The sequence below is a fragment of the Acidovorax sacchari genome, assembly GCF_042847045.1.
GTDB classification, from domain to species: Bacteria; Pseudomonadota; Gammaproteobacteria; order Burkholderiales; family Burkholderiaceae_C; genus Paracidovorax; species Paracidovorax sacchari.
In genome coordinates this window covers 1,851,995-1,871,217 of sequence record NZ_AP035783.1, presented here as the reverse complement: position 1 = coordinate 1,871,217, position 19,223 = coordinate 1,851,995, and the positions used below count along the sequence as shown (strand labels likewise).

At 70.3% G+C, this 19,223-nt stretch carries 16 protein-coding genes and 1 CRISPR repeat array; of the genes, 5 read left to right on the top strand and 11 right to left on the bottom strand.

All coding sequences use genetic code 11. The annotated features are described in order from the left end of the window. The first annotated feature begins 88 nt into the window (after positions 1 to 88). Positions 89 to 727, top strand: a complete 639-nt coding sequence (nth, locus tag ACGHC0_RS08420) for an endonuclease III (protein WP_017439002.1) — start codon at positions 89 to 91, stop codon at positions 725 to 727. A 222-nt stretch (positions 728 to 949) separates the two neighbouring features. Beyond that, a CRISPR array of direct repeats spans positions 950 to 2,919; the repeat unit is 32 nt; unit sequence GTCGCGCCCTGTGCGGGCGCGTGGGTTGAAAC. A 123-nt stretch (positions 2,920 to 3,042) separates the two neighbouring features. Here the strand turns inward: nth and ACGHC0_RS08415 are convergent. Together ACGHC0_RS08415 and ACGHC0_RS08410 are read right to left on the bottom strand one after the other, a co-directional pair. After that, positions 3,043 to 3,603, bottom strand: coding sequence for a GNAT family N-acetyltransferase (locus tag ACGHC0_RS08415; protein ID WP_415267928.1), 561 nt, complete (start codon positions 3,601 to 3,603; stop codon positions 3,043 to 3,045). Beyond that, positions 3,603 to 4,628, bottom strand: coding sequence for a YcjF family protein (locus tag ACGHC0_RS08410; protein ID WP_415267927.1), 1,026 nt, complete (start codon positions 4,626 to 4,628; stop codon positions 3,603 to 3,605). Before ACGHC0_RS08410 ends, ACGHC0_RS08415 begins: the two co-directional genes overlap by 1 nt. 351 nt (positions 4,629 to 4,979) lie before the next feature. Between ACGHC0_RS08410 and ACGHC0_RS08405 the strand changes: the two genes are divergently transcribed. Both ACGHC0_RS08405 and ACGHC0_RS08400 read left to right on the top strand, forming a co-directional pair. Beyond that, a complete protein-coding gene (locus ACGHC0_RS08405) occupies positions 4,980 to 6,308 on the top strand; it encodes an MFS family transporter (RefSeq protein WP_415267926.1) in 1,329 nt (442 codons plus the stop codon). A gap of 147 nt (positions 6,309 to 6,455) precedes the next feature. Further along, complete coding sequence (locus tag ACGHC0_RS08400; protein WP_415267925.1) at positions 6,456 to 8,024, top strand: tyrosinase family protein; 1,569 nt, start codon at positions 6,456 to 6,458, stop codon at positions 8,022 to 8,024. A gap of 42 nt (positions 8,025 to 8,066) precedes the next feature. Here ACGHC0_RS08400 and ACGHC0_RS08395 read toward each other — a convergent pair whose 3' ends face one another. From ACGHC0_RS08395 to ACGHC0_RS08370, 6 genes are all read right to left on the bottom strand, one after another. Further along, positions 8,067 to 8,846, bottom strand: a complete 780-nt coding sequence (locus ACGHC0_RS08395) for an aspartate/glutamate racemase family protein (protein WP_415267924.1) — start codon at positions 8,844 to 8,846, stop codon at positions 8,067 to 8,069. Beyond that, positions 8,843 to 9,661, bottom strand: a complete 819-nt coding sequence (locus tag ACGHC0_RS08390) for a GntR family transcriptional regulator (RefSeq protein ID WP_415267923.1) — start codon at positions 9,659 to 9,661, stop codon at positions 8,843 to 8,845. Before ACGHC0_RS08390 ends, ACGHC0_RS08395 begins: the two co-directional genes overlap by 4 nt. Next, on the bottom strand, positions 9,658 to 10,545 hold the full coding sequence (locus ACGHC0_RS08385; protein WP_415267922.1) for an ABC transporter permease: 888 nt from the start codon (positions 10,543 to 10,545) through the stop codon (positions 9,658 to 9,660). Before ACGHC0_RS08385 ends, ACGHC0_RS08390 begins: the two co-directional genes overlap by 4 nt. Next, a complete protein-coding gene (locus ACGHC0_RS08380) occupies positions 10,545 to 11,456 on the bottom strand; it encodes an ABC transporter permease (protein WP_208908793.1) in 912 nt (303 codons plus the stop codon). Before ACGHC0_RS08380 ends, ACGHC0_RS08385 begins: the two co-directional genes overlap by 1 nt. A gap of 216 nt (positions 11,457 to 11,672) precedes the next feature. Next, a complete protein-coding gene (locus ACGHC0_RS08375) occupies positions 11,673 to 12,959 on the bottom strand; it encodes an ABC transporter substrate-binding protein (protein WP_415267921.1) in 1,287 nt (428 codons plus the stop codon). A 66-nt stretch (positions 12,960 to 13,025) separates the two neighbouring features. Next, the gene (locus tag ACGHC0_RS08370; RefSeq protein WP_415267920.1) at positions 13,026 to 14,105 is read right to left on the bottom strand and encodes an ABC transporter ATP-binding protein; all 1,080 of its coding nucleotides are present in this window, start codon (positions 14,103 to 14,105) and stop codon (positions 13,026 to 13,028) included. Between the two features lie 274 nt (positions 14,106 to 14,379). Here ACGHC0_RS08370 and ACGHC0_RS08365 point away from each other — a divergent pair, with 274 nt between their 5' ends. Together ACGHC0_RS08365 and ACGHC0_RS08360 are read left to right on the top strand one after the other, a co-directional pair. Then, positions 14,380 to 15,027 carry a hypothetical protein gene (locus ACGHC0_RS08365; RefSeq protein ID WP_415267919.1) on the top strand — a complete coding sequence of 216 codons (648 nt, stop codon included), beginning with the start codon at positions 14,380 to 14,382 and terminating at the stop codon, positions 15,025 to 15,027. A 16-nt stretch (positions 15,028 to 15,043) separates the two neighbouring features. Beyond that, a complete protein-coding gene (locus ACGHC0_RS08360; RefSeq protein WP_415267918.1) occupies positions 15,044 to 15,424 on the top strand; it encodes a hypothetical protein in 381 nt (126 codons plus the stop codon). Here the strand turns inward: ACGHC0_RS08360 and cobT are convergent, their stop codons facing one another. From cobT to ACGHC0_RS08345, 3 genes are all read right to left on the bottom strand, one after another. Next, entirely contained in the window at positions 15,425 to 16,498 is a 1,074-nt protein-coding gene (gene cobT, locus ACGHC0_RS08355) for a nicotinate-nucleotide--dimethylbenzimidazole phosphoribosyltransferase (protein WP_415267917.1), read from the bottom strand. A 55-nt stretch (positions 16,499 to 16,553) separates the two neighbouring features. Next, positions 16,554 to 18,032, bottom strand: a complete 1,479-nt coding sequence (locus ACGHC0_RS08350) for a cobyric acid synthase (protein WP_415267916.1) — start codon at positions 18,030 to 18,032, stop codon at positions 16,554 to 16,556. A 234-nt stretch (positions 18,033 to 18,266) separates the two neighbouring features. Beyond that, positions 18,267 to 19,070, bottom strand: a complete 804-nt coding sequence (locus ACGHC0_RS08345; RefSeq protein WP_368354772.1) for an SDR family NAD(P)-dependent oxidoreductase — start codon at positions 19,068 to 19,070, stop codon at positions 18,267 to 18,269. Positions 19,071 to 19,223: the final 153 nt, after the last annotated feature.

Sequence of the window (19,223 nt, the reverse complement as noted above, 5' to 3'; positions counted from 1 at the left end):
CGCCAATGGCCGCGCATGTTTCATGCGTGCGGTGCGCTGCGGGACAATGCACGGGCGAACCGCATCGACAACGACGCCCCACACCACCATGAAAACCGCGCAGATCGAACCCTTCTTCGCCGCGCTGAAGGCCGCCAATCCCCAGCCCAACACCGAGCTGGAATACACCACCGTCTTCGAGCTGCTGGCCGCCGTGCTGCTGTCGGCCCAGGCCACCGACGTGGGCGTGAACAAGGCCACGCGCAAGCTGTTCCCGGTGGCGGGCACGCCGCAGGCCATCCTCGACCTGGGCCTGGAAGGGCTGGAAGGCTACATCAAGACCATTGGCCTCTACCGCAGCAAGGCCCGCCACCTGATGGAGACCTGCCGCATCCTGGTGGAGCGCCACGGCGGCACCGTGCCACGCACGCGCGAGGAACTGGAAGCCCTGCCCGGCGTGGGCCGCAAGACCGCCAACGTGGTGCTGAACGTGGCCTTCGGCCAGCCCACCATGGCGGTGGACACGCACATCTTCCGCGTGAGCAACCGCACGGGCCTCGCCCCCGGCAAGAACCCGCTGGCCGTGGAAATGCAGTTGCTGAAACGCGTGCCCGCCGAATATGCCGTGGATTCGCACCACTGGCTCATCCTGCTGGGCCGCTACGTCTGTCAGGCGAGAAAGCCGCGCTGCTGGGAATGCGTGGTGGCGCCGTGGTGCGATTACCAGCCGAAGACGCCGGCGCCCTGAGGCCGGGCCCTGCTTCCTCTCTGTCCTTCCTTCTTTTTGCCGGGCGTTGCGAACCGGGAGTGACCGGCTTCTCCGCCTGGGGTTCGCGCGGGTGCAAGTGGTGGGGAGCAAAGGGAATTTTTAATGCGTGTCGGACGGGATACGCGGGCCGAGGGTCGACTGGGGCAGGTTCGCGAATGTGCGGGAGAAATGGGTGTGGTGGCGTGGGTTTATAAAGGTGCCGTCGCGCCCTGTGCGGGCGCGTGGGTTGAAACGACTGCGGCGTTTCCACGGCAGGCCGTGCCGGTCGCTTCGTCGCGCCCTGTGCGGGCGCGTGGGTTGAAACGACCTGGTGGCACAGGAGCGGCTGCGGAACTCCAGTCGCGCCCTGTGCGGGCGCGTGGGTTGAAACGGCGATCTTGTGGGGGTCGGTCATGCCCGCCAGATCGGTCGCGCCCTGTGCGGGCGCGTGGGTTGAAACTCCTGCTCTCCAAGGGGCCGCGGTACTACTACGGTCGCGCCCTGTGCGGGCGCGTGGGTTGAAACGGTGCCGCCGGCCGGGCAGGGGACGCGGCCCATCTGGTCGCGCCCTGTGCGGGCGCGTGGGTTGAAACACGATCGCAGCAACGTTGTTGGAGATGTAGCCAGTCGCGCCCTGTGCGGGCGCGTGGGTTGAAACTGGGCGGACGCTGCCCGGTGGAAGCTGGTCCTGCGTCGCGCCCTGTGCGGGCGCGTGGGTTGAAACCAGCGCCTGTACATCAACGACATGAGCGGCGCGCGTCGCGCCCTGTGCGGGCGCGTGGGTTGAAACTCGGCCCACGCGGTGTCTTTCACGTCGGCGATTTCGTCGCGCCCTGTGCGGGCGCGTGGGTTGAAACGTTGCCGCACGTCAGCTTGATCGACCGGTACTTGGGTCGCGCCCTGTGCGGGCGCGTGGGTTGAAACCGTGATTTCCCCGCGCTTGCGCAGCAGCACCATGGTCGCGCCCTGTGCGGGCGCGTGGGTTGAAACGAGGGCAACGACGCCGACCGGACGCTGCGCATCGTCGCGCCCTGTGCGGGCGCGTGGGTTGAAACGCAGTCGTACCGCGTTTACTCGCTGCGAGAGATGGTCGCGCCCTGTGCGGGCGCGTGGGTTGAAACATCCTGGCCTCCATCTGCTCCAGACGCCTCCAGCCGTCGCGCCCTGTGCGGGCGCGTGGGTTGAAACATCTCGCGCATGTACTTGTAGGCTTGGTCACGGTCGTCGCGCCCTGTGCGGGCGCGTGGGTTGAAACACGGCTTCCCTCAAGCGCGCGAAGGTCGTGCCGGGTCGCGCCCTGTGCGGGCGCGTGGGTTGAAACCTACAACCAGGTTGACGCCTTTGCCTCGGGGCGAGTCGCGCCCTGTGCGGGCGCGTGGGTTGAAACCTTTCGGGCGATCACGTACGAGTAGCCAGCCGAATCGTCGCGCCCTGTGCGGGCGCGTGGGTTGAAACGCTGCCTTATGAAAGCTGGCTGACCAACCTCCGCAAGTCGCGCCCTGTGCGGGCGCGTGGGTTGAAACATTTGGTGGCTCGACGGCCTCCCCAAGCAAAAACCGTCGCGCCCTGTGCGGGCGCGTGGGTTGAAACTTGGACATGATCGCGTGGGCCGAAGGCACGGCCGGGTCGCGCCCTGTGCGGGCGCGTGGGTTGAAACGTTGTCGCAAGTGCTCGAAACGACATCGATCCCGGTCGCGCCCTGTGCGGGCGCGTGGGTTGAAACCCCTGAACCAAAAGGCTGCGCTGCTGGCTATGGCGTCGCGCCCTGTGCGGGCGCGTGGGTTGAAACTCAGCCCTCTCATGAGGAGAGAAAAGTGATCGTGTCGCGCCCTGTGCGGGCGCGTGGGTTGAAACATGCGGCCTCCTTGAGGGTCCGATTGAGCCAGCCCGTCGCGCCCTGTGCGGGCGCGTGGGTTGAAACACTGCCACCCCCTGGTATCCAGACGACTCAGGCAAGTCGCGCCCTGTGCGGGCGCGTTGGTTGAAACAACGCCGAGGCCTACGCGTACGGCAGCAGCATGCCGGTCGCGCCCTGTGCGGGCGCGTGGGTTGCAACATAGGCGGGGATCGTGAGCTGGTGATGCTCTCGGGCGTCGCGCCCCGCACGGGCGCGTGGGTCGAAACAATAACTGTACGGCTCGCATCACGCACGAGCTTTCGGTCGCGCCCTGCATGGGCGCGCGGATCGAAACAACGAGAGGCGTATCGGCAAGATGTTCGTCGTCGGTCCACACCCCGTGCGAGCATGGGATGCAGTCAACGCCCCGACCGGCTCCGCCATACCACGCGACAGCGCTGCGCATGCGCGGAACCTCTTACATCAAAGGCCGAGTCACCCCCATCCGCATCGCCACCCGCCGCCCCACCGGCAACCCATGCGCAGCCTCCACGTCCATCACCCCCTGCAGCCGCGGCCCGGGGGGCGAGACCGGGCGGAACCCCAGCCTCGCATAGGCCGGCGCGCTCCACGGCAGGTCGGCGAAGGTGGTCAGCGTCAGCGCAGCCAGGCCCTGCGCCACGGCATGCTCCTGCGCGGCCTGGATGAGCCTCGTGCCGATGCCCATGCTCTGCCAGTCCGTGTGCACCGACAATTCCCAGAGGTGCAGTTCCTGTCCGAAGGCCTCGGCATCCAGGAAGCCGGCCAGGTGGCCGGGCGCTGCCTCGGCCACCCAGACCGAGCCCCGCAGGATGAGCCGCTCGTGTTCCGCCTGCGCCATGCCGGGGCTGTCGGCCAGCCATTCCAGGCCGGCCGCGCCACGGAACAAGCCGGCCGCGGATTGCTCGATGGCCGGCAGGTGTGCCGCATCCTGCAGCGTGGCGGGGCGGATCCGCACGGCGTGCGGCAGTCCACGGCGCAGGGCCGCTGCGCCCGCCATCAGGCCCGCAGTTCCTTCAGCAGCTTGCCCACGTCCAGGCCGCGGGCGCGTTCCTGGATCTGGGGCGCATAGCGCTGCTGCAGGCCCCTGGCCTCTTCGGCCGTGCGGGCGAAGGCGGACTTGAGCGCGTCGGCGCCCAGGGTGCGGCCACCGGCGTAGTAGCGCTGCGCGACCTTGCCGAGGGCGTAGGTGGTGGCGAAGGAGAACGCGGACCCGGTGGCGGCGCTGCCCACGGCGCGGCCCAGGCCGCCCATCACCTTGCCCAGCAGGCCGCCCACCAGCTTGCGGCCGAACTGCTCGACGTACTGCGAGGTGAGGCCCACGCCCACGGTGGCCAGGAAATCGGTGATGTGGCCCTTGTCGAGCTCGTAGCCATGGACCTTGCCGATGCGATAGACCAGCCGCGTCTGCAGCGGGATGATGGCCATGGAGGCGAGGGATTGCGGCAGCAGTTCCAGCGCGCCGTTCAGGATGGCGGCGTTGAGCACCATGGCATCGATCTCCGCATCGCTCACCGAGGCCGCACGCAGGCCGGGAGTGCCCGTACCATCTTGCGCGGATACCGCCGCGCTGGCGGCCACGGGCGCCGCGGCGACGGCCAATGCGGCCGGGGGCACGTCCTCTCCCTCCACGGGCGCGGCCCGCACGGGAGCGCCGGCCAGGGCGTCGGCCTGCTCGGTGACGGCGCCGGCATCGGACGGGGCGATGGCCAGGGCCGCGCGCAGCCGCTCCAGGAACGCTTTTTCCTGGGCATTGCAGACGCCGTCGGCATCGCACACGCCCACCGCCATCTCGAAGGCCAGCAGGCGCTGCGCGGGCGTCTCGAGCGCGGCGACGGCGTCTTCCAGGCGCGCACGGCCGAGCAGCACGTCCTGGTAGGTCTTCATCAGGTCGGCCCCGCTGGCGGCGCCCAGGGACTGGGCCAGTTCGCGGATGTGCTCCCGCTCGCGCTCGTCCTTGTGGTCGTCGGCGAAGGCGGCCATCAGGGCCAGGGTCATGACGGCGCGGGTCTGTTCAGGCTGCATGCGAAGGGATCCTTGTCGGTGACGGTGGATGGTGGTGGATGGGTGCAAAGGCCGCCGCGCCACGCGGTGATGGAGCACCGGCTGCCTGCCCGACAGAGCGTAGCCGGTGACGTTGGTTCCCTCCGCCGGCAGCCCATGCCGAATCGGCGTAGGCCGGAACCCCTTGCATCCACGCGGATTCATGCTCCTCGGACGATAGCAACACAGTACGCAGCGGCCGGGCCGCAACGCATGGGCGGTTGACTGACATCAAGCCCTCCGCAGCGCCCGCACAATACCTGCCGGCCAGAAACAACATCACACTCTGCGTGCCGGCCCTGCGGCGCGCACGGCCAGAAAGGCAACTTCTCCATGAGCACGCACACCCCTTCCGCGGCCGGCGCGCCGCACCCCGAACCCCGCGCCTACACGGCCGAAGAGAAGCGCCACCGGGTCTTCTCGATCATGGCGGCCTCGTCGGGCAACCTCGTGGAATGGTTCGATTTCTACGTGTATGCGTTCGCGGCGCTGTATTTCGCGCCGGCGTTCTTCCCGAAGTCGGACCCCACGGCCCAGCTGCTGAACACGGCGGGCGTGTTCGCCGCGGGCTTTCTCATGCGGCCCATCGGCGGATGGCTGTTCGGCCGCATCGCGGACCGCTACGGCCGCAAGACCTCGATGCTGATCTCGGTCACCATGATGTGCGCAGGCTCGCTGGTGATCGCCTGCCTGCCCACCTACGCGGCCATCGGGGCGTGGGCGCCCCTCCTGCTGCTGGTGTGCCGGCTGTTCCAGGGCCTGTCGGTGGGCGGCGAATACGGAACCACGGCCACCTACATGAGCGAGGTGGCGCTGCGCGGCCAGCGCGGCTTCTTCTCGTCGTTCCAGTACGTGACGCTGATCGGCGGGCAGCTGCTGGCGGTGCTGGTGATCGTGATCCTGGAGACGCTGCTGTCCGAGGCCGAGCTCAAGGCCTGGGGCTGGCGCATCCCGTTCGTGATCGGCGCCATCTCGGCGGTGGTCGCGCTGATGCTGCGCCGCACGCTGCACGAGACGCAGAGCGACGAGAACAGGAAGAAGGACGACGCCGGCAGCATCGGCGGCCTCTTCCGCCACCACAAGGCCGCCTTCTTCACGGTGCTGGGCTACACGGCCGGGGGCTCGCTGATCTTCTACACCTTCACGACCTACATGCAGAAGTACCTCGTGAACACGGTGGGCCTGCCGATCAAGACGACCAGCTACGTGATGACCGGCGCGCTGTTCCTCTACATGTGCATGCAGCCCCTCTTCGGCGCGCTGTCGGACCGCATCGGGCGGCGCAACAACATGCTGCTGTTCGGCGCGCTGGGCGCCATCGGCACGGTACCGATCCTCACCACGCTGCAGCACGTGACGAGCCCGGTGGCGGCGTTCGCGCTGATCGTGGTGGCGCTGGCCATCGTGAGCTTCTACACCTCGATCAGCGGCATCGTGAAGGCGGAGATGTTCCCGCCCGAGGTGCGCGCGCTGGGCGTGGGCCTGGCCTACGCGGTGGCCAACGCGATCTTCGGCGGTTCGGCGGAGTACGTCGCGCTGGGCCTGAAGTCGCTGGGGCACGAGTCGGCGTTCTTCTGGTATGTGACGGTGATGATGGTCGTGGCTTTCCTGGTGAGCCTGCGGCTGCCGCGGCAGGCGAGCTATCTGCACCACGATCATTGACGCGTGCGTGGCGGGCAGGACGCGAGGCCCGAGCATCCGCCCCATTGCCGGATTCCGGCCTCCGGGATACATTGGCCTGCACGGGACGCCTCGCGATCCCGTGCAGGCCCATGAGCCATCGACAACAATCACCGGAGGGAATCCACCATGCATCGACCAGACACGTCCCGCAGGGACGCGCTTCTTCAACTCGCGGGCCTCACGGCCAGCTTCTTCGCGGCGGGCCCGGCACGGGCCGACGACATCCCCGCGGACAACCCACAGGATTGCGCACCGCCCAAGCCCACGGGCCCGGCGAAGCCGTTTGCCGGCGGCCAAATTCCCGTCAGGCCGCGCAAGAGCGCCTTCGCGCTGACCGACACGGAGATCGCCAGCCTTACCCGGGGCTGGCAGAACCTGAAGGCCCTGACGGAGAAGGACCCTGCCAGCCCCATCGGCTGGCTGCGGCAGAGCTACGTGCATTGCTGGGCCTGCGGAGGCGGCACCGACGGCATGCAGGGGGAGGAGATCCACGACAGCTGGTGGTTCCTGCCGTGGCACCGCTCCTACCTGTTTTTCCTGGAGCGTGCCCTGGTCAAGGCCTCGGGCGATCCCGACCTTCGCCTGCCCTACTGGGACTGGAGTACGCAGAGCCCCGACACCCAGACCTTCCCGCAGATCTACGCAAACCCGTCGAGCGCACTCTACAACCCGCTGCGCGATCCCGAGCACGTGAAGCCGGGTGCGCGGATTCCCCTGGAATACGTGGGCCCGCGCGCGATGTACCTGGTGCTGGGCGCGCCGACGTTCTCGCTGTTCGGGGGAACCGATCCGAGCCAGCCGAACGCGGGACCCGGCCAGCTCGAGCGCATCCCTCATAACAAGATTCACGTCTGGACAGGCACCGCGCAGGGCATGGCGCCCAATTACGGCTCCGACATGGGGGTGCTGGCCACAGCCGCGCGGGATCCGGTCTTCTTCTGCCACCACGCCAACGTGGACCGGATGTGGCCGAGCTGGCTTGCCACGTCGCCCGGCAACGCCAATCCCACCGACGCCGCCTGGCTCAACCATGCCTGGAACTTCTACGACGAGAACGGCGTCTGGACCTCGATCAAGGTGCAGGACGTGCTCCGCTCCGAGGCGCTGGGCTATGCCTATGACTCGCTTGCCAAGGCGCCCCCGCTGGGCCGCCTGGGTCGCCGCCGGCCGATGGCGGCGGCAGCGGCCACGCCGCCCTCACCCGCCAGATCGGCGCCCGCCCCCGCACCGCTGGTGCTCACCGGGCCGCAGGAACGCGTGCTGCGCTCCGCTCCGGCCACGTTCTCGGTGCGCATCCCGCCCACGCTGCGGCGCCCCCTGCAGGCGCTCGCGGCGAACAGTTCGCCACGGCTGTACCTGCTGAACATCGACGGCGTTTCGTCCCCTGCGCATCTCAGCGTCAGCGCCAAGGTGTTCGTCAACATGCCCAACGCCACGGCCGAGACCAGCACCGAGACACCGCAGTTCGTGGGCTTCATCTCGCGCGTGGCCAAGGCACGGGGCACGGCCTCCGGGCACGCGCACCACGGAGGCGCACGCTATTCCTTCCTGATCGACGAAGACCTGGCATCCGTACTCGCGGACGCGCCGGCCGTCTCGGTGACGATCGTCCCGGTCGGCCCGGACGGTGGAGCGCCCACCCGCTCCGAGATCCGCTACGGCGGCATCACGATCACGCCGCTGGAAGGCAACTGACGCGCGGATTCCCGGAGATCCGCAGGGACGGAAAGGGCGCTATCACCGTGCGCCCTCCACGATCCCAAGACGGGCCAGCGCAGGGGATACCGCCTGCCACGCCACATCGCAGCCGGGTGCCCCCCGCCCTGCGGGCAACGGCGCCTGCAGGGCCCACCACGCGCCGGCCTCCACGCTGTCGATGACGGGCACATCCACCTGGGGCTGCACGACCTTCGCCATGCCCGCGAGCCCTGCCCCGCCCAGCACCACGGCCTGCACGCCGGGCTCGCGCGCCATGGCCTGGCAGGCGCGGGCGAGCAAGGCCTGCGCTCCGGCGGGATCGGCCGCCAGCTCCGCGCCCGAGGGCGCCACGGTGCGCACACCGGCCAGCCGGTCCGCATGGCCCAGCGCCTGCGCGAGCCGCAGCAGCATGGCTTCCCAACGTTCACCGCCCGTGACGATGCCGAAGCGGCCATGGCGCGCGGCCGCCAGGAAAGACGCCTCGGCCAGCCCGGTGACCGGCACGGGGCTGCATTCCCGGAGCGCGAACAGGCCCGGGTCGCCGAAGCAGCCGATCAGCACGGCGTCGGGCGCGGGCGGCGGCGCCGCGAGCGCTTCGGCCCAGGCGTCCAGCACGGCGTGGCCGGCCACGGCGTAGCTGGCCTCGCAGGCGATGTAGGGTGCGCCGAAGCGCGCAGTCACCGTGCGCACGGCCGCATGGGGGACGGCAGCGGCCTGCACGTGGCGCTGCAGCAGCCCGCTGACGGCGGTGGAGGTGTTGGGATTGATGACCAGCAGCGTGCGTGCGCGGGCCTGCGGCGCAGGGGATGCACCGCTCATGCGCCGCCCCCGAGCAGTTCCACGAGGTCCGGGACTCCGCCCTCCGGCGGCTCGAACGCCAGTTGCGATTCGATGCGAGCGAGGTGGTCCAGCATGCGCCGGCCAGCCTCCGCCGCGTCGCGCAGGCGGATGGCGTCGATGAGCGCGCGGTGCTCGCGGCAGCCGCAGGCGGTGGCCTCCTCGCGCGCCTGGGCATGGCTGGGGCTGTAGGCCATGAGGATGAGCGAGGTGCGGGACACGAGTTCGCTGAGGATGCGGCCCAGGGTGGCGTGCCCGGCGGCCTGCGCGATGTGCAGGTGGAAGTCGCCCGAGAGGCGGATGGCACGGCGCATGTCGCCGCCCTGGCGGGCCGCCTCCTCCTGCGCCACGGTGTCCACGAGTCGCGCCACGTCGGCAGGCGCCGCGCGCTGCACGAAGAGCGCGACGAGGCGCGGCTCGATGAGGCGGCGGGCCTCGAACACCTCGCGGGCCTCGTCCACCGTGGGGCGGGCGATGGAGGCGCCGCGCCGCGGCGTGAGCGTGACCACCTGCTCGCCGGCCAGGCGCACGAGCACCGGCCGCACGCGGGTGCGCGAGACGCCGAAGGCCAGGGCCAGCTTGTCTTCCACGAGCTTGGTGCCGGGCGGCAGGCGGTGGTCCAGGATGGCGGAGACCATGCGCTCGTACATCTGCTGGTCGCTCAGCCCCTCGGCACCGCTGCCGGGCTCCGTACCGGGCTCTTCGCCGGCTGGCCAGGGCCTGGCCGGCCGGGGCGCGGTCCTGGCGCGGGCCGCGCCGCCCGAGCTGCGCCGCCGCGGCGGCAGGCCGGTGCTCATCGGGCGCGCCCTCCGCGCCGCCGCAGCATCCAGGCCAGCGCGAGCGCCGCGCCCATGACCGCGAACGAGACCACGGTGGTCACCGTGCCCAGCGCGTAGATGGCGGGGGTGGTGACGGTGGTGGTGAGGCCCTGCAGTTCGAGCGGCAGCGTGTTCACGTCGCCGATGGCCTGGGAGGTGCGCGCGATCTCGTCCCAGCTCAGCGTGAACCCGAACATGCCGATGCCCACCACCGAGGGCGCGATGAGCGGCAGCACCACGTGCCGGAAGGTCTGCCAGGGCGTGGCGCCCAGGTCGCGCGCGGCCTCTTCGTAGGCGGGATTGAAGCGGTTGAACACCGCGAACATGATGAGCAGGCCGAAGGGCAGCGTCCAGGTGAGGTGCGCCCCGAGGGCGGAGGTGAAGAGGCCCAGCGAAGTGCCGTAGCCCTCCAGCGCCTCCTGCCAGCCCAGCCGTTCCAGCACCGCCTTGGCGCCGGTGTCGATCAGGCGGAACTCCAGTCCGATGCCGAGCGACACGATGATGGACGGCATGATGAGGCTGGCCACGACCATGAGGAACAGCAGGTTGCCGCCCGCGAGGCGCTTGCGAAAAGCCAGGCCCGCGAGCACCGAGAACGCCACGGTGCAGGCCATCACGGCCAGGCCCAGGGCCAGCGAGCGGCGCAGCGCGGCGCCGATGTCCACCACGCCGAGGCCTTCGGCGAGCTGGTGGAACCAGTGCAGCGACAGCCCGCGCAGCGGGAAGGTGAGGCCGCCCTCGGGGCCCTGGAAGCTCAGGATGAAGATCACCAGCATCGGCCCGTACATGAACAGCACGAACAGGGCGAAGACGCAGGCGAGCGGCCAGAAGCTGGCCGGGCGGGGTTCGCGGGGACGGGCCATCACAGCTCCTTGCGCAGGTCCACGAGGCGGGTGAGGCCCCAGATGATCATCAGCACGATCGCCAGCAGGATGACCGCGTTGGCGGCCGCGAGCGGGAACTGCAGGTACGAGGTCTGCACCTGGATGATCTTGCCCACCGAGGCGATCTGCTGCCCGCCCATCACGCCGATGGTGACGAAGTCGCCCATGACGATGGTGATGACGAAGATGGAACCGATGACGATGCCGGTGCGCGACAGCGGAATGACCACGTTCCACAGCGTCTGCCAGCCGCTCGCGCCCGCGTCGCCCGCGGCCTCGATCAGGCTGCGGTCGATGCGCATCATGCTGTTGAAGATGGGCACGATCATGAACATGGTGTAGAGGTGCACGAACGCGAGCACCACCGAGAAATCCGAGAACAGCAGCCACTCGACGGGCGAATCGATCAGGCGCATCTGCATCAGCGTCTGGTTCACCAGCCCGTTGCGCCCGAGCAGCGGCACCCAGGAGATCATGCGGATCACGTTCGACGTCCAGAACGGGATGGTGCAGAGCACGAACAGCAGCGTCTGCAGCCCCGCCGACCGCACGTGGAATGCCAGGAAATACGCCACCGCGAACCCCAGCACCAGCGTGATGCCCCACACCAGCAGGCTGAACTTGAGCGTGGACAGGTAGGTGCCAAGCGTGACGCACAGCTGCCCCAGGTTGCCGCACCCCTCGAAGATGGACACGTAGTTCTTGAACGTGAACCCGGGCAGCAGCTCGTACTCGCTGAAATCCCAGAAGCTCACCATCAGCACCAGCCCCAGCGGCACCAGGAAGAACAGCACGAACACCAGCGTGAGCGGCGCCGCCTGCCACCAGGCGGCAACGCCCTGCTTCGCCGGCATGCGGGCCGCAGGAGGAGGAGAAACGGCAGTGCTCATAAGAACCATGAACTGGAAAGGAATGGGAACATCGACAGGCTGCGACTTCGGGGCGGCCTCCGAATCAGCAGGGCCTCACCCATCAAAAGGCCGCGGAGCAGGCCACGCCAGCAGACGCCGTGGAACGGGCTCCGCCCGGCCACCGGCGTCGTCCCCCTTCCCGCGCGCCAGCGCGAGAGAAGGGGGAAGCGGCGTCAGCCGCTCAGGGGGTAGCCCTCATGCAGCGACGAACTCGTTCCACTTCTGGACCATGTAGTTGTTCTCGTCCATCACCGCGTTCCAGCAGGCGATGGCGCCCATGCGGGCCTCGTAGCTGCCGCCGTCGCGCACGGTGCCGGCCTTGGCGAGCACCTGGCCCTGCGGGCTCAGGATGTCCTTCTCGGCGGGTTTGCCTTCCATCCAGTAGGCCCACTCGTAGGGCTCCATCTTGGCCTTGGCGGTTTCCAGCACGGCGCTGTAGTAGCCCTGGCGGTTCAGGTAGGCGCCGGCCCAGCCGTCGAGGAACCAGTTGATGAACTCGTAGGCGCCATCGAGCTTGCGGCCCGAGAGCGTGGCGGGTACGCCGAAGCCGGCCGCCCAGGCGCGATAGCCTTCCTTGAGCGGCTGGAAGTTGCAGGCGATGCCCTTGGTGCGCACGGCGGTGACGGCGGGGCTCCACATGGACTGGATCACCACCTCGCCGGAGGCCATGAGGTTGACACTCTCGTTGAAGTCCTTCCACAGCGCACGGAACTGGCCGGCCTTCTTGGCTTCGATCAGCGTCTTGATCGTGAGGTCGATCTCCTTCTTCGTCATGTTGCCCTTGTCGGGGTACTTGTAGAGGCCCATGGCCTCCACCACCATGGCCGCATCCATGATGCCGATCGAGGGGATGTTGAGGATGGCGGCCTTGCCCTTGAACTCGGGGTTCAGCAACTCGGCCCAGGAGGAAATGGGGCGCTTGATGAGGTCGGGCCGGATGCCCAGCGTGTCGGCGTTGTACACGGTGGGGATCAGCGACATGAACTGCGTGGGCGATTTCGCGAAGACCTTGCTCTTCTCGCCTTCGAGGAACATCACCTTCTTGGGGGCCGTGCCCTGGTCGCCCACGGCCTTGCCGGCGACCGTGCCCTGCGTGAACAGCGTGGTGATCTTGTCGGCGTTCTTGATGCGCTGGGTGTCGATGCCCTTGAGGTTGCCCGTGGGCACGATCTTCTTGAGCGAGAAGTATTCGGTATCGATCAGGTCGAAGCTGTTGGGCGCGGTCACCGCGCGCTTGGTGACGTCGTCGGTGGTGACGGCCACGTACTGGATCTCGATGCCGGTGTCGGCCTTGAATTTCTCGGCGATGGCCTTGTCCTGGTTCACCGCCGTGCCGAGGTAGCGCAGCACGATCTTTTCCTGCGCATGGATGGCCGGGAACACGCCCGCGGCGAGGATGCCCGCCGTGCCCTGCAGCAGCGTGCGGCGGCGCAGCGCCGGGCCATCGGCGGAGGACGGGGAATCGGAAATCACGTCGGACATGGATCAGCTCCTTGGTTGGGGACGGGGACAGGGAATGCGCGAGAGGAAAGCGGTCGGGCCGGCCGGTCAGTGCGGTTCGGAGGCCAGCGGGTGGGCGATGTCGGCGGTCCAGTGCAGCAGGGCCGCGTCGCCCACCTGCCAGGGGCGCGCGGCGAAGGCCTGCTCGGACACCATGGCCGAATAGGCGGCGGTCGCGGTCGCGGGGCCGGCCTGCGCGGCGGTGCCCGGCAGCGCGGGCGGAACCTCGTCCCGCAGGCCGATGAGCACGTGCGTGCCCTGGTATTCGACATCCGTCACGCGGGCCGCCAGGTGCATGCCGCCTTCGGGCAGCGGCGTGCCGGGCGGATCGATGCGGATGCGGTCGGTGCGCACGCCCACGGTGCCCGCGGGGGTGGCCAGCACGTTGTGGCCGCCCATGAAGCGCGCGACGAATTCGCTGGCCGGGCGGTTGTAGATGTCGTGCGGCGAGCCGGCCTGCTCGATGCGGCCCTGGTTCATCACCACCATGGTGTCGGCCAGGGCCATGGCCTCTTCCTGCGAATGCGTGACGTGGATGAAAGTCAGGCCCAGCTCCTTCTGCCAGCGCCGCAGTTCCGCGCGCATCTGCACGCGCAGGAAGGGGTCGAGCGCGGACAGGGGCTCGTCGAGCAGCAGCACGCGCGGCTCGGTGATGAGCGCGCGCGCCAGCGCCACGCGCTGCTGCTGCCCGCCGGAAAGCTCGCCCGGCTTGCGCTGGGCCAGGTGGCCCATGGCCACGCGCTCCAGCAGGTCCTGCGCGCGGCGGTGGCGTTCCGCACGGCCGACGCCCTTCATCTTGAGGCTGAAGGCCACGTTGTCCAGCGCCGTGAGGTGCGGGAACAGCGCGAAGCTCTGGAACATCATGGCCGTGCCGCGCGCGGCGGCGGGCAGGTCGGTGATGTTGCGGTTGTCCAGCAGCACGTCGCCGCTGGTGACCGATTCGTGCCCGGCGATCATGCGCAGCGTGGTGCTCTTGCCGCAGCCCGAGGGGCCCAGCAGGCAGCAGTAGCTGCCGCTCGCGATGCGCAGGTCGATGCCATCGACCGCGGGCTGGCCGGAGGCATAGCGCTTGATCAGCGCGACGATCTCGATGGCGGCGGGTGCCGGAACAAGGGTGGAGGCGTCCATGCGCTGGCAGTACGCAAACCGCATGCCAGCGCCGCATACGGTTTGCGCACCGTTTTGTATACAAATCAGGGACTCAAACTGCATGCGACGCACCAGGGTGGCGGGACACGCACCGGGAACGGGCGGGTACGGCCCCAGGCCAGGGCCCGCCGCTTCGCGGGGCGGCACGCGGCTTCGGATCGGGCGCCCGGCGGGCGGGGCCGCGCAACGATCATCGCGTCCAACAGTACAGCGGGGCGGCATACCGCTCCTGCAGACCCGATTGGAGCTTCCCATGAACGATGTCCGGTTCAGACATTCCGCCGGCGTGGCGCCTGCCGCGGCACGCCACCCCACCTTCGCCCCCGAATCCGCGCCCGAGCGCCCGCGTTCCGTGCTGTCCAGCAGCACCGGCCTGTTCGGGCGCGGCGGCATGCAGGCCGCGCACGGCGGCGCCGGCATGCAGCCCCGCTCCGCACTGCCCGGCATGGCGCCGCACGGGCATGCCAGCCGGGGCTTCCACCCCGGAGCGGCCCTGCACGGGCCGGCACATGGCTTCGGGCATGCCCCCCACCTGCAGCCGCCTGCGCACATGCCGCCCCCGATGCACTTCCAGGCCTTCCAGCCGCCCGCCTACGCCGCGCCGCACTACGGGGCGGGCCACGGGGGCCACGCGGCCTACCCCGCGGCAGGCCATGCGCTCCCCGCGTTCCAGCACTTCAATGCGGGTCGCCTGGCGCAGCAGAGCAGCGCCTTCCAATACCAGGCGCCAGCGCACGGCGTGGGGGCCTCGGGCGGACGGTCGCTCAACTCCTTCATCTACGGCGCGTCGATGCTGCAGTCCACGCTGATGTCGCCCATGGCGGCGCTGGATTACTTCTCGCACCGGCTCAACCCGTTCTCCGCATTCAGCACTTTCGTGAGCTTCCCCCACTTCTTCTGAGGAAAGGCCCCGCCCCATGGACGCCACCACCGCGCCGGATGCCCCGGCCCGCACCGCCCTCCCCGCTTTCGTGATGCCGCCGGACAGCCCTGGCGAACCCTTCGACGCGCGGGCGCTGCTCGCGCGCTACGTGCTGCGCGACTTCGGCCAGGCCGTGGCGGAGGTGGAGCAGGCGCTGCTGGCCGCGCAGGACGCTGGAGCCCATGCTTCGGCAGAGGCAGCCGGCGAGGAAGCCCGCCGGGAATTCGCGCGCCAGCTGGTCGCCGGGGCCTGGCTCAACCGCCACAACCCCGGCTGGGACCCGCGCCGGCCCGAAACGCACCAGCCCCTGCCGGACGATCCGCTGGTGGCGCTGCTGCAGGAGATGGCCGGCCGCGAGGCCGGCGCCACGGCCTGATCAGTCGCGCTGGCGCGAGACGCCGGCCTGCTCGAAGCTCGCCATCTCGCGCAGGATCGCGCAGGCGGACACGAGCAGCGGCCATGCCAGCGCCGCGCCCGAGCCTTCTCCCAGGCGCAGGCCCAGGTCCAGCAGCGGCTCGGCGCCCAGCGCGGCGAGCAGGTGCGCATGCCCGGGCTCGCCGGAGCGGTGCGAAAACACGCAGGATTCCAGCACGGCCGGCTCTATGCGGCTGGCCACCAGCACCGCGGCGCTGGTGATGAAGCCATCCACCACCACCACGCGGCGCTCCGCCGCGGCCTGCAGCACGGCGCCCGCCAGGGTCGCCACCTCCAGCCCGCCCAGGGCGGCCAGTGCGTCGAGCGGCGCGGTGGCGGCGGCGTTGGCCTCCAGCGCCTGCCGCAGCACGGCCCGCTTGCGCGCGATGCCGTCGGTGTCCAGGCCCGTGCCCGCGCCGGTGCAGTCCTCCAGCGCGATGCCGCACAGGCGCGCGAGCAGCAGGCTGGCCACCGAGGTGTTGCCGATGCCCATTTCGCCCAGCAGCAGCGCGTTGCCCGGCAGGGCGCGGACGATGGAGCGGCCGTTCTCCACGGCTTGCGCGCACTGCTGCGCCGTCATGGCGGGGCCTGCCGACGCATCGGCGGTGCCGGCCGCCACCCGGCAGTGGCTCAGCAGGCGCGGCATGCCCGGGGCGCCGTCACGCGGCGGGACGGGTGCCGCCACGCCGCAGTCGGCCACCGTGAGGGCCAGGCCGTGCTGGCGCGCGAGCACGCTCACCGCCGCGCCGCCTGCCAGGAAGTTCTCCACCATCTGGGCGGTGACTTCGCTGGGATAGGCCGAGACGCCACGCGCGGCGATGCCATGGTCCGCCGCGCAGACCAGCATCTGCGGCGCGTGCAGTTCCGGCGATTCGGTGCCGAGGATGCAGCCGATGCGCACGGCCAGCGCCTCGAGGCGGCCGAGCGCGCCCAGCGGCTTGGTCTTGTGGTCCATGCGGTGGCGCAGGCGCGCGGCCAGGGCTGCATCCTGGGGGCGCTCCGTGGCGCCGGCCGGGGTGGGGAACTTCGTGGTCATGGGGGGCTTTCGGATTCCAGGAAACGCACCGCGGCAGGGCACGGTGCCGCAAACATCATCGGCCGGCGCGGCGCGCCGCGCGCCAGGCGGGGTCGAACCATTCGTCCACGCCACGCGCCAGCCGGTCGAACACCGCATCCAGCGTCGGCACATCCGCGCCGAAGAGCGCGCGCAGTGCGTCCGCATCCTCGAACAGGCCGTGCAGGTACAGGCCCAGCACGTTGCCACGCGCGTTCTGCCACGCCAGCCCGGGGATAGGCTCATGCGCCACGTCGCCGGCCGCGGCCATGGCCGGGTGCTGTGCGGTGCGGCCGTGGTGGATCTCGTAGCCCTGCACCGCCACGCCCGAGAGCGCGCTCCAGGCGCCTTGCAGCGCGCCGAAGGCGGTGCGCGTGCGGCGCACCGTCTTGGACGGCTCGAAGGCGGTGACCAGGGGCAGCAGGCCCAGTCCGGGCGCATTTCCGTCCACGCCGTGGGTGTCGATCAGCGCCTCGCCCAGCATCTGCAGGCCGCCGCAGATGCCCAGCACGCGGCCGCCGCGCGCGGCGTGGGCGGCGATGGCGGCATCCAGGCCCTGGGCGCGCAGCCAGGCCAGGTCGGCCGCGGTCGCCTTGGAGCCGGGCAGCACGATCCAGTCGGCTCCGGCCACCTCGGCCGGGCTGCGTGCCCACACGAGCCGCAGGCCCGGCACGCCCTTGAGCGGCTGGAACTCGTCGAGGTTGCTGATGCGCGGGTACGCCACCACCGCCACCGTGGTGTGCACCGTGCCACCGGCACCCGCGCGCACGTGGCCGGCGTCGTCGAACACGCCGTCCTCCTCGGGCAGGCCGTGGCGCCACTGCATGGGAATGGTGGCCACCGTGGGCACGCCTGTGCGCTCGCGCAGCATGTCGGGCGCGGGCGCGAGCAGCGCGGCGTCGCCGCGGAACTTGTTGAGCACGAAGCCCTGGATCAGCGCGCGCTCGTCTTCGGGCAACAGCGCCCAGGTGCCGTAGAGGTGGGCGAAGGCGCCGCCACGGTCGATGTCGGTCACCAGCAACGCGTGCGCGTCCGCATGCCGCGCCACGCGCATGTTGACGATGTCGTTCGCGTGCAGGTTGATCTCGGCCGGCGAGCCCGCGCCTTCGATGACCACCACGTCGTTCTCGGCCCGCAGCGCATCGAGCGCCGCGGCCACGTGCGGCCAGACGTGCACGCTGCGCCCGCGCCAGGGCATGCGCGTGAGTTCTTCGCTCACCTGCCCCATCAGGACCACCTGGCTGCGCGTGTCCGCCTCGGGCTTGAGCAGCACCGGGTTCATGCGCACCTCGGGCTCGGCGCGCGCGGCCAGCGCCTGGAAATACTGCGCGCTGCCGATCTCGCCCTGCCCGCCGCCCGGCGCCACCACCACGCGCGCGTTGTTGCTCATGTTCTGCGCCTTGAACGGCGCGACGCGCAGGCCCTGGTCGCTGAACCAGCGGCACAGCGCGGTGGCGAGCCAGCTCTTGCCGGCGCCGCTGGAGGTGCCGAGCACCATGATGCAGCGGGCAGTCATGCCGCCTCCGTCGCCGTGCAGGCGGCCCCTTCGCCGGAGGATGGACGGTGCTCGGCGTTCGCGGCCCGGCGGAGCGGTTCGGGTGCAGTACGGGGATGGTCGGGGGTCGGGGTCACGGCACGGCAGCAGGGAAGGTGGGCGCCCGTCCGGACGGGCGGCCGCCCGGATCGCGCAATGCGCCTATTGTCCCCTGCGCAGCGGGGCCCGGACGCGGGTTCGCGGCCCGGCCGCGGCTCAGCCCTGCGGCGGCTGACCGTTCGACGCCGACACGCCGCCGTCCACCGGCAGCACCACGCCGGTGACGAAGCCGGCGTCCGGGCTCGCGAGGAACGCGATCACGGAGGCGATCTCCTCGGGCTCGGCACCGCGGCCCAGGGGAATGCGTTCGGCGAACTTGGCCAGCAATTCGGGATCGCTCTTGATGTCCTCCGTCATGCCCGTGAAGGTGAGGCTGGGCGCCACGGCATTCACGCGCACGCCGTCCTTGCCGTGGTCCAGGGCGAGGGCGCGCGTGAAGTTGGAGACGGCGCCCTTGGAGGTGTTGTAGAAGCTCATGTCCCAGTCGCCGCCCAGGCCCGAGACCGACGAGGTGTTGACGATGCAGCCCCGGGTCTTCAGCAGGTGCGGCATGGCGGCGCGCGCGCCGTGGAACACGCCGGAGACGTTGGTGGCGAGGACGCGCTGCCAGTCGTCCAGGCTGGCCTCGGTCACCTTGCCCTGCACGGCGATGCCTGCGTTGTTCACCATGACGTCGAGGTGGCCGAAGCGCTGGACCGTGGCGTCCACCAGCGCCTGGACGTCTTCGAACTTCGAGACATCGGCCGGGTGCGCGAGCGTGCGGTCGGCCGGCAGGTCGGCGCGCGTGGCGGCGAGCTTGTCGTCGCTCAGGTCGGCGATGGCGACCATCGCGCCCTCCTGCGAGAAGCGGCGCGCGGTGGCGGCGCCGATACCGGAGCCCGCCCCGGTGACGATGACGACCTTGCCGGCGAAGCGCCGGGACGGAGTGGAGGAGTTGGACTGCGAAGAGGGGGATGCCATGGGACGTTCCTTTCGTGGGGTCTGCGTGGAAAGCAAACGTCCATTCTTCGCGCGGCCCGCCCCCACGTCCGTGCGCCTTCGGCGCCGTATGCCTGTCGGAGGGCATCCCGCCGGCAGTCCGGCAACGGGCCCGGCAGCGGGCCCGCGCAGCGA

What these genes read in the sequence shown, in the direction of transcription:
- ACGHC0_RS08385 (WP_415267922.1), bottom strand. Translation starts at nt 10,545, where the DNA reads ATGGCCCGTCCCCGCGAACCCCGCCCGGCCAGCTTCTGGCCGCTCGCC.
- ACGHC0_RS08415 (WP_415267928.1), bottom strand. Translation starts at nt 3,603, where the DNA reads ATGGCGGGCGCAGCGGCCCTGCGCCGTGGACTGCCGCACGCCGTGCGG.
- ACGHC0_RS08365 (WP_415267919.1), top strand. Translation starts at nt 14,380, where the DNA reads ATGAACGATGTCCGGTTCAGACATTCCGCCGGCGTGGCGCCTGCCGCG.
- ACGHC0_RS08345 (WP_368354772.1), bottom strand. Translation starts at nt 19,070, where the DNA reads ATGGCATCCCCCTCTTCGCAGTCCAACTCCTCCACTCCGTCCCGGCGC.
- ACGHC0_RS08410 (WP_415267927.1), bottom strand. Translation starts at nt 4,628, where the DNA reads ATGCAGCCTGAACAGACCCGCGCCGTCATGACCCTGGCCCTGATGGCC.
- cobT (WP_415267917.1), bottom strand. Translation starts at nt 16,498, where the DNA reads ATGACCACGAAGTTCCCCACCCCGGCCGGCGCCACGGAGCGCCCCCAG.
- ACGHC0_RS08360 (WP_415267918.1), top strand. Translation starts at nt 15,044, where the DNA reads ATGGACGCCACCACCGCGCCGGATGCCCCGGCCCGCACCGCCCTCCCC.
- nth (WP_017439002.1), top strand. Translation starts at nt 89, where the DNA reads ATGAAAACCGCGCAGATCGAACCCTTCTTCGCCGCGCTGAAGGCCGCC.
- ACGHC0_RS08390 (WP_415267923.1), bottom strand. Translation starts at nt 9,661, where the DNA reads ATGAGCACCGGCCTGCCGCCGCGGCGGCGCAGCTCGGGCGGCGCGGCC.
- ACGHC0_RS08370 (WP_415267920.1), bottom strand. Translation starts at nt 14,105, where the DNA reads ATGGACGCCTCCACCCTTGTTCCGGCACCCGCCGCCATCGAGATCGTC.
- ACGHC0_RS08380 (WP_208908793.1), bottom strand. Translation starts at nt 11,456, where the DNA reads ATGAGCACTGCCGTTTCTCCTCCTCCTGCGGCCCGCATGCCGGCGAAG.
- ACGHC0_RS08375 (WP_415267921.1), bottom strand. Translation starts at nt 12,959, where the DNA reads ATGTCCGACGTGATTTCCGATTCCCCGTCCTCCGCCGATGGCCCGGCG.
- ACGHC0_RS08400 (WP_415267925.1), top strand. Translation starts at nt 6,456, where the DNA reads ATGCATCGACCAGACACGTCCCGCAGGGACGCGCTTCTTCAACTCGCG.
- ACGHC0_RS08405 (WP_415267926.1), top strand. Translation starts at nt 4,980, where the DNA reads ATGAGCACGCACACCCCTTCCGCGGCCGGCGCGCCGCACCCCGAACCC.
- ACGHC0_RS08350 (WP_415267916.1), bottom strand. Translation starts at nt 18,032, where the DNA reads ATGACTGCCCGCTGCATCATGGTGCTCGGCACCTCCAGCGGCGCCGGC.
- ACGHC0_RS08395 (WP_415267924.1), bottom strand. Translation starts at nt 8,846, where the DNA reads ATGAGCGGTGCATCCCCTGCGCCGCAGGCCCGCGCACGCACGCTGCTG.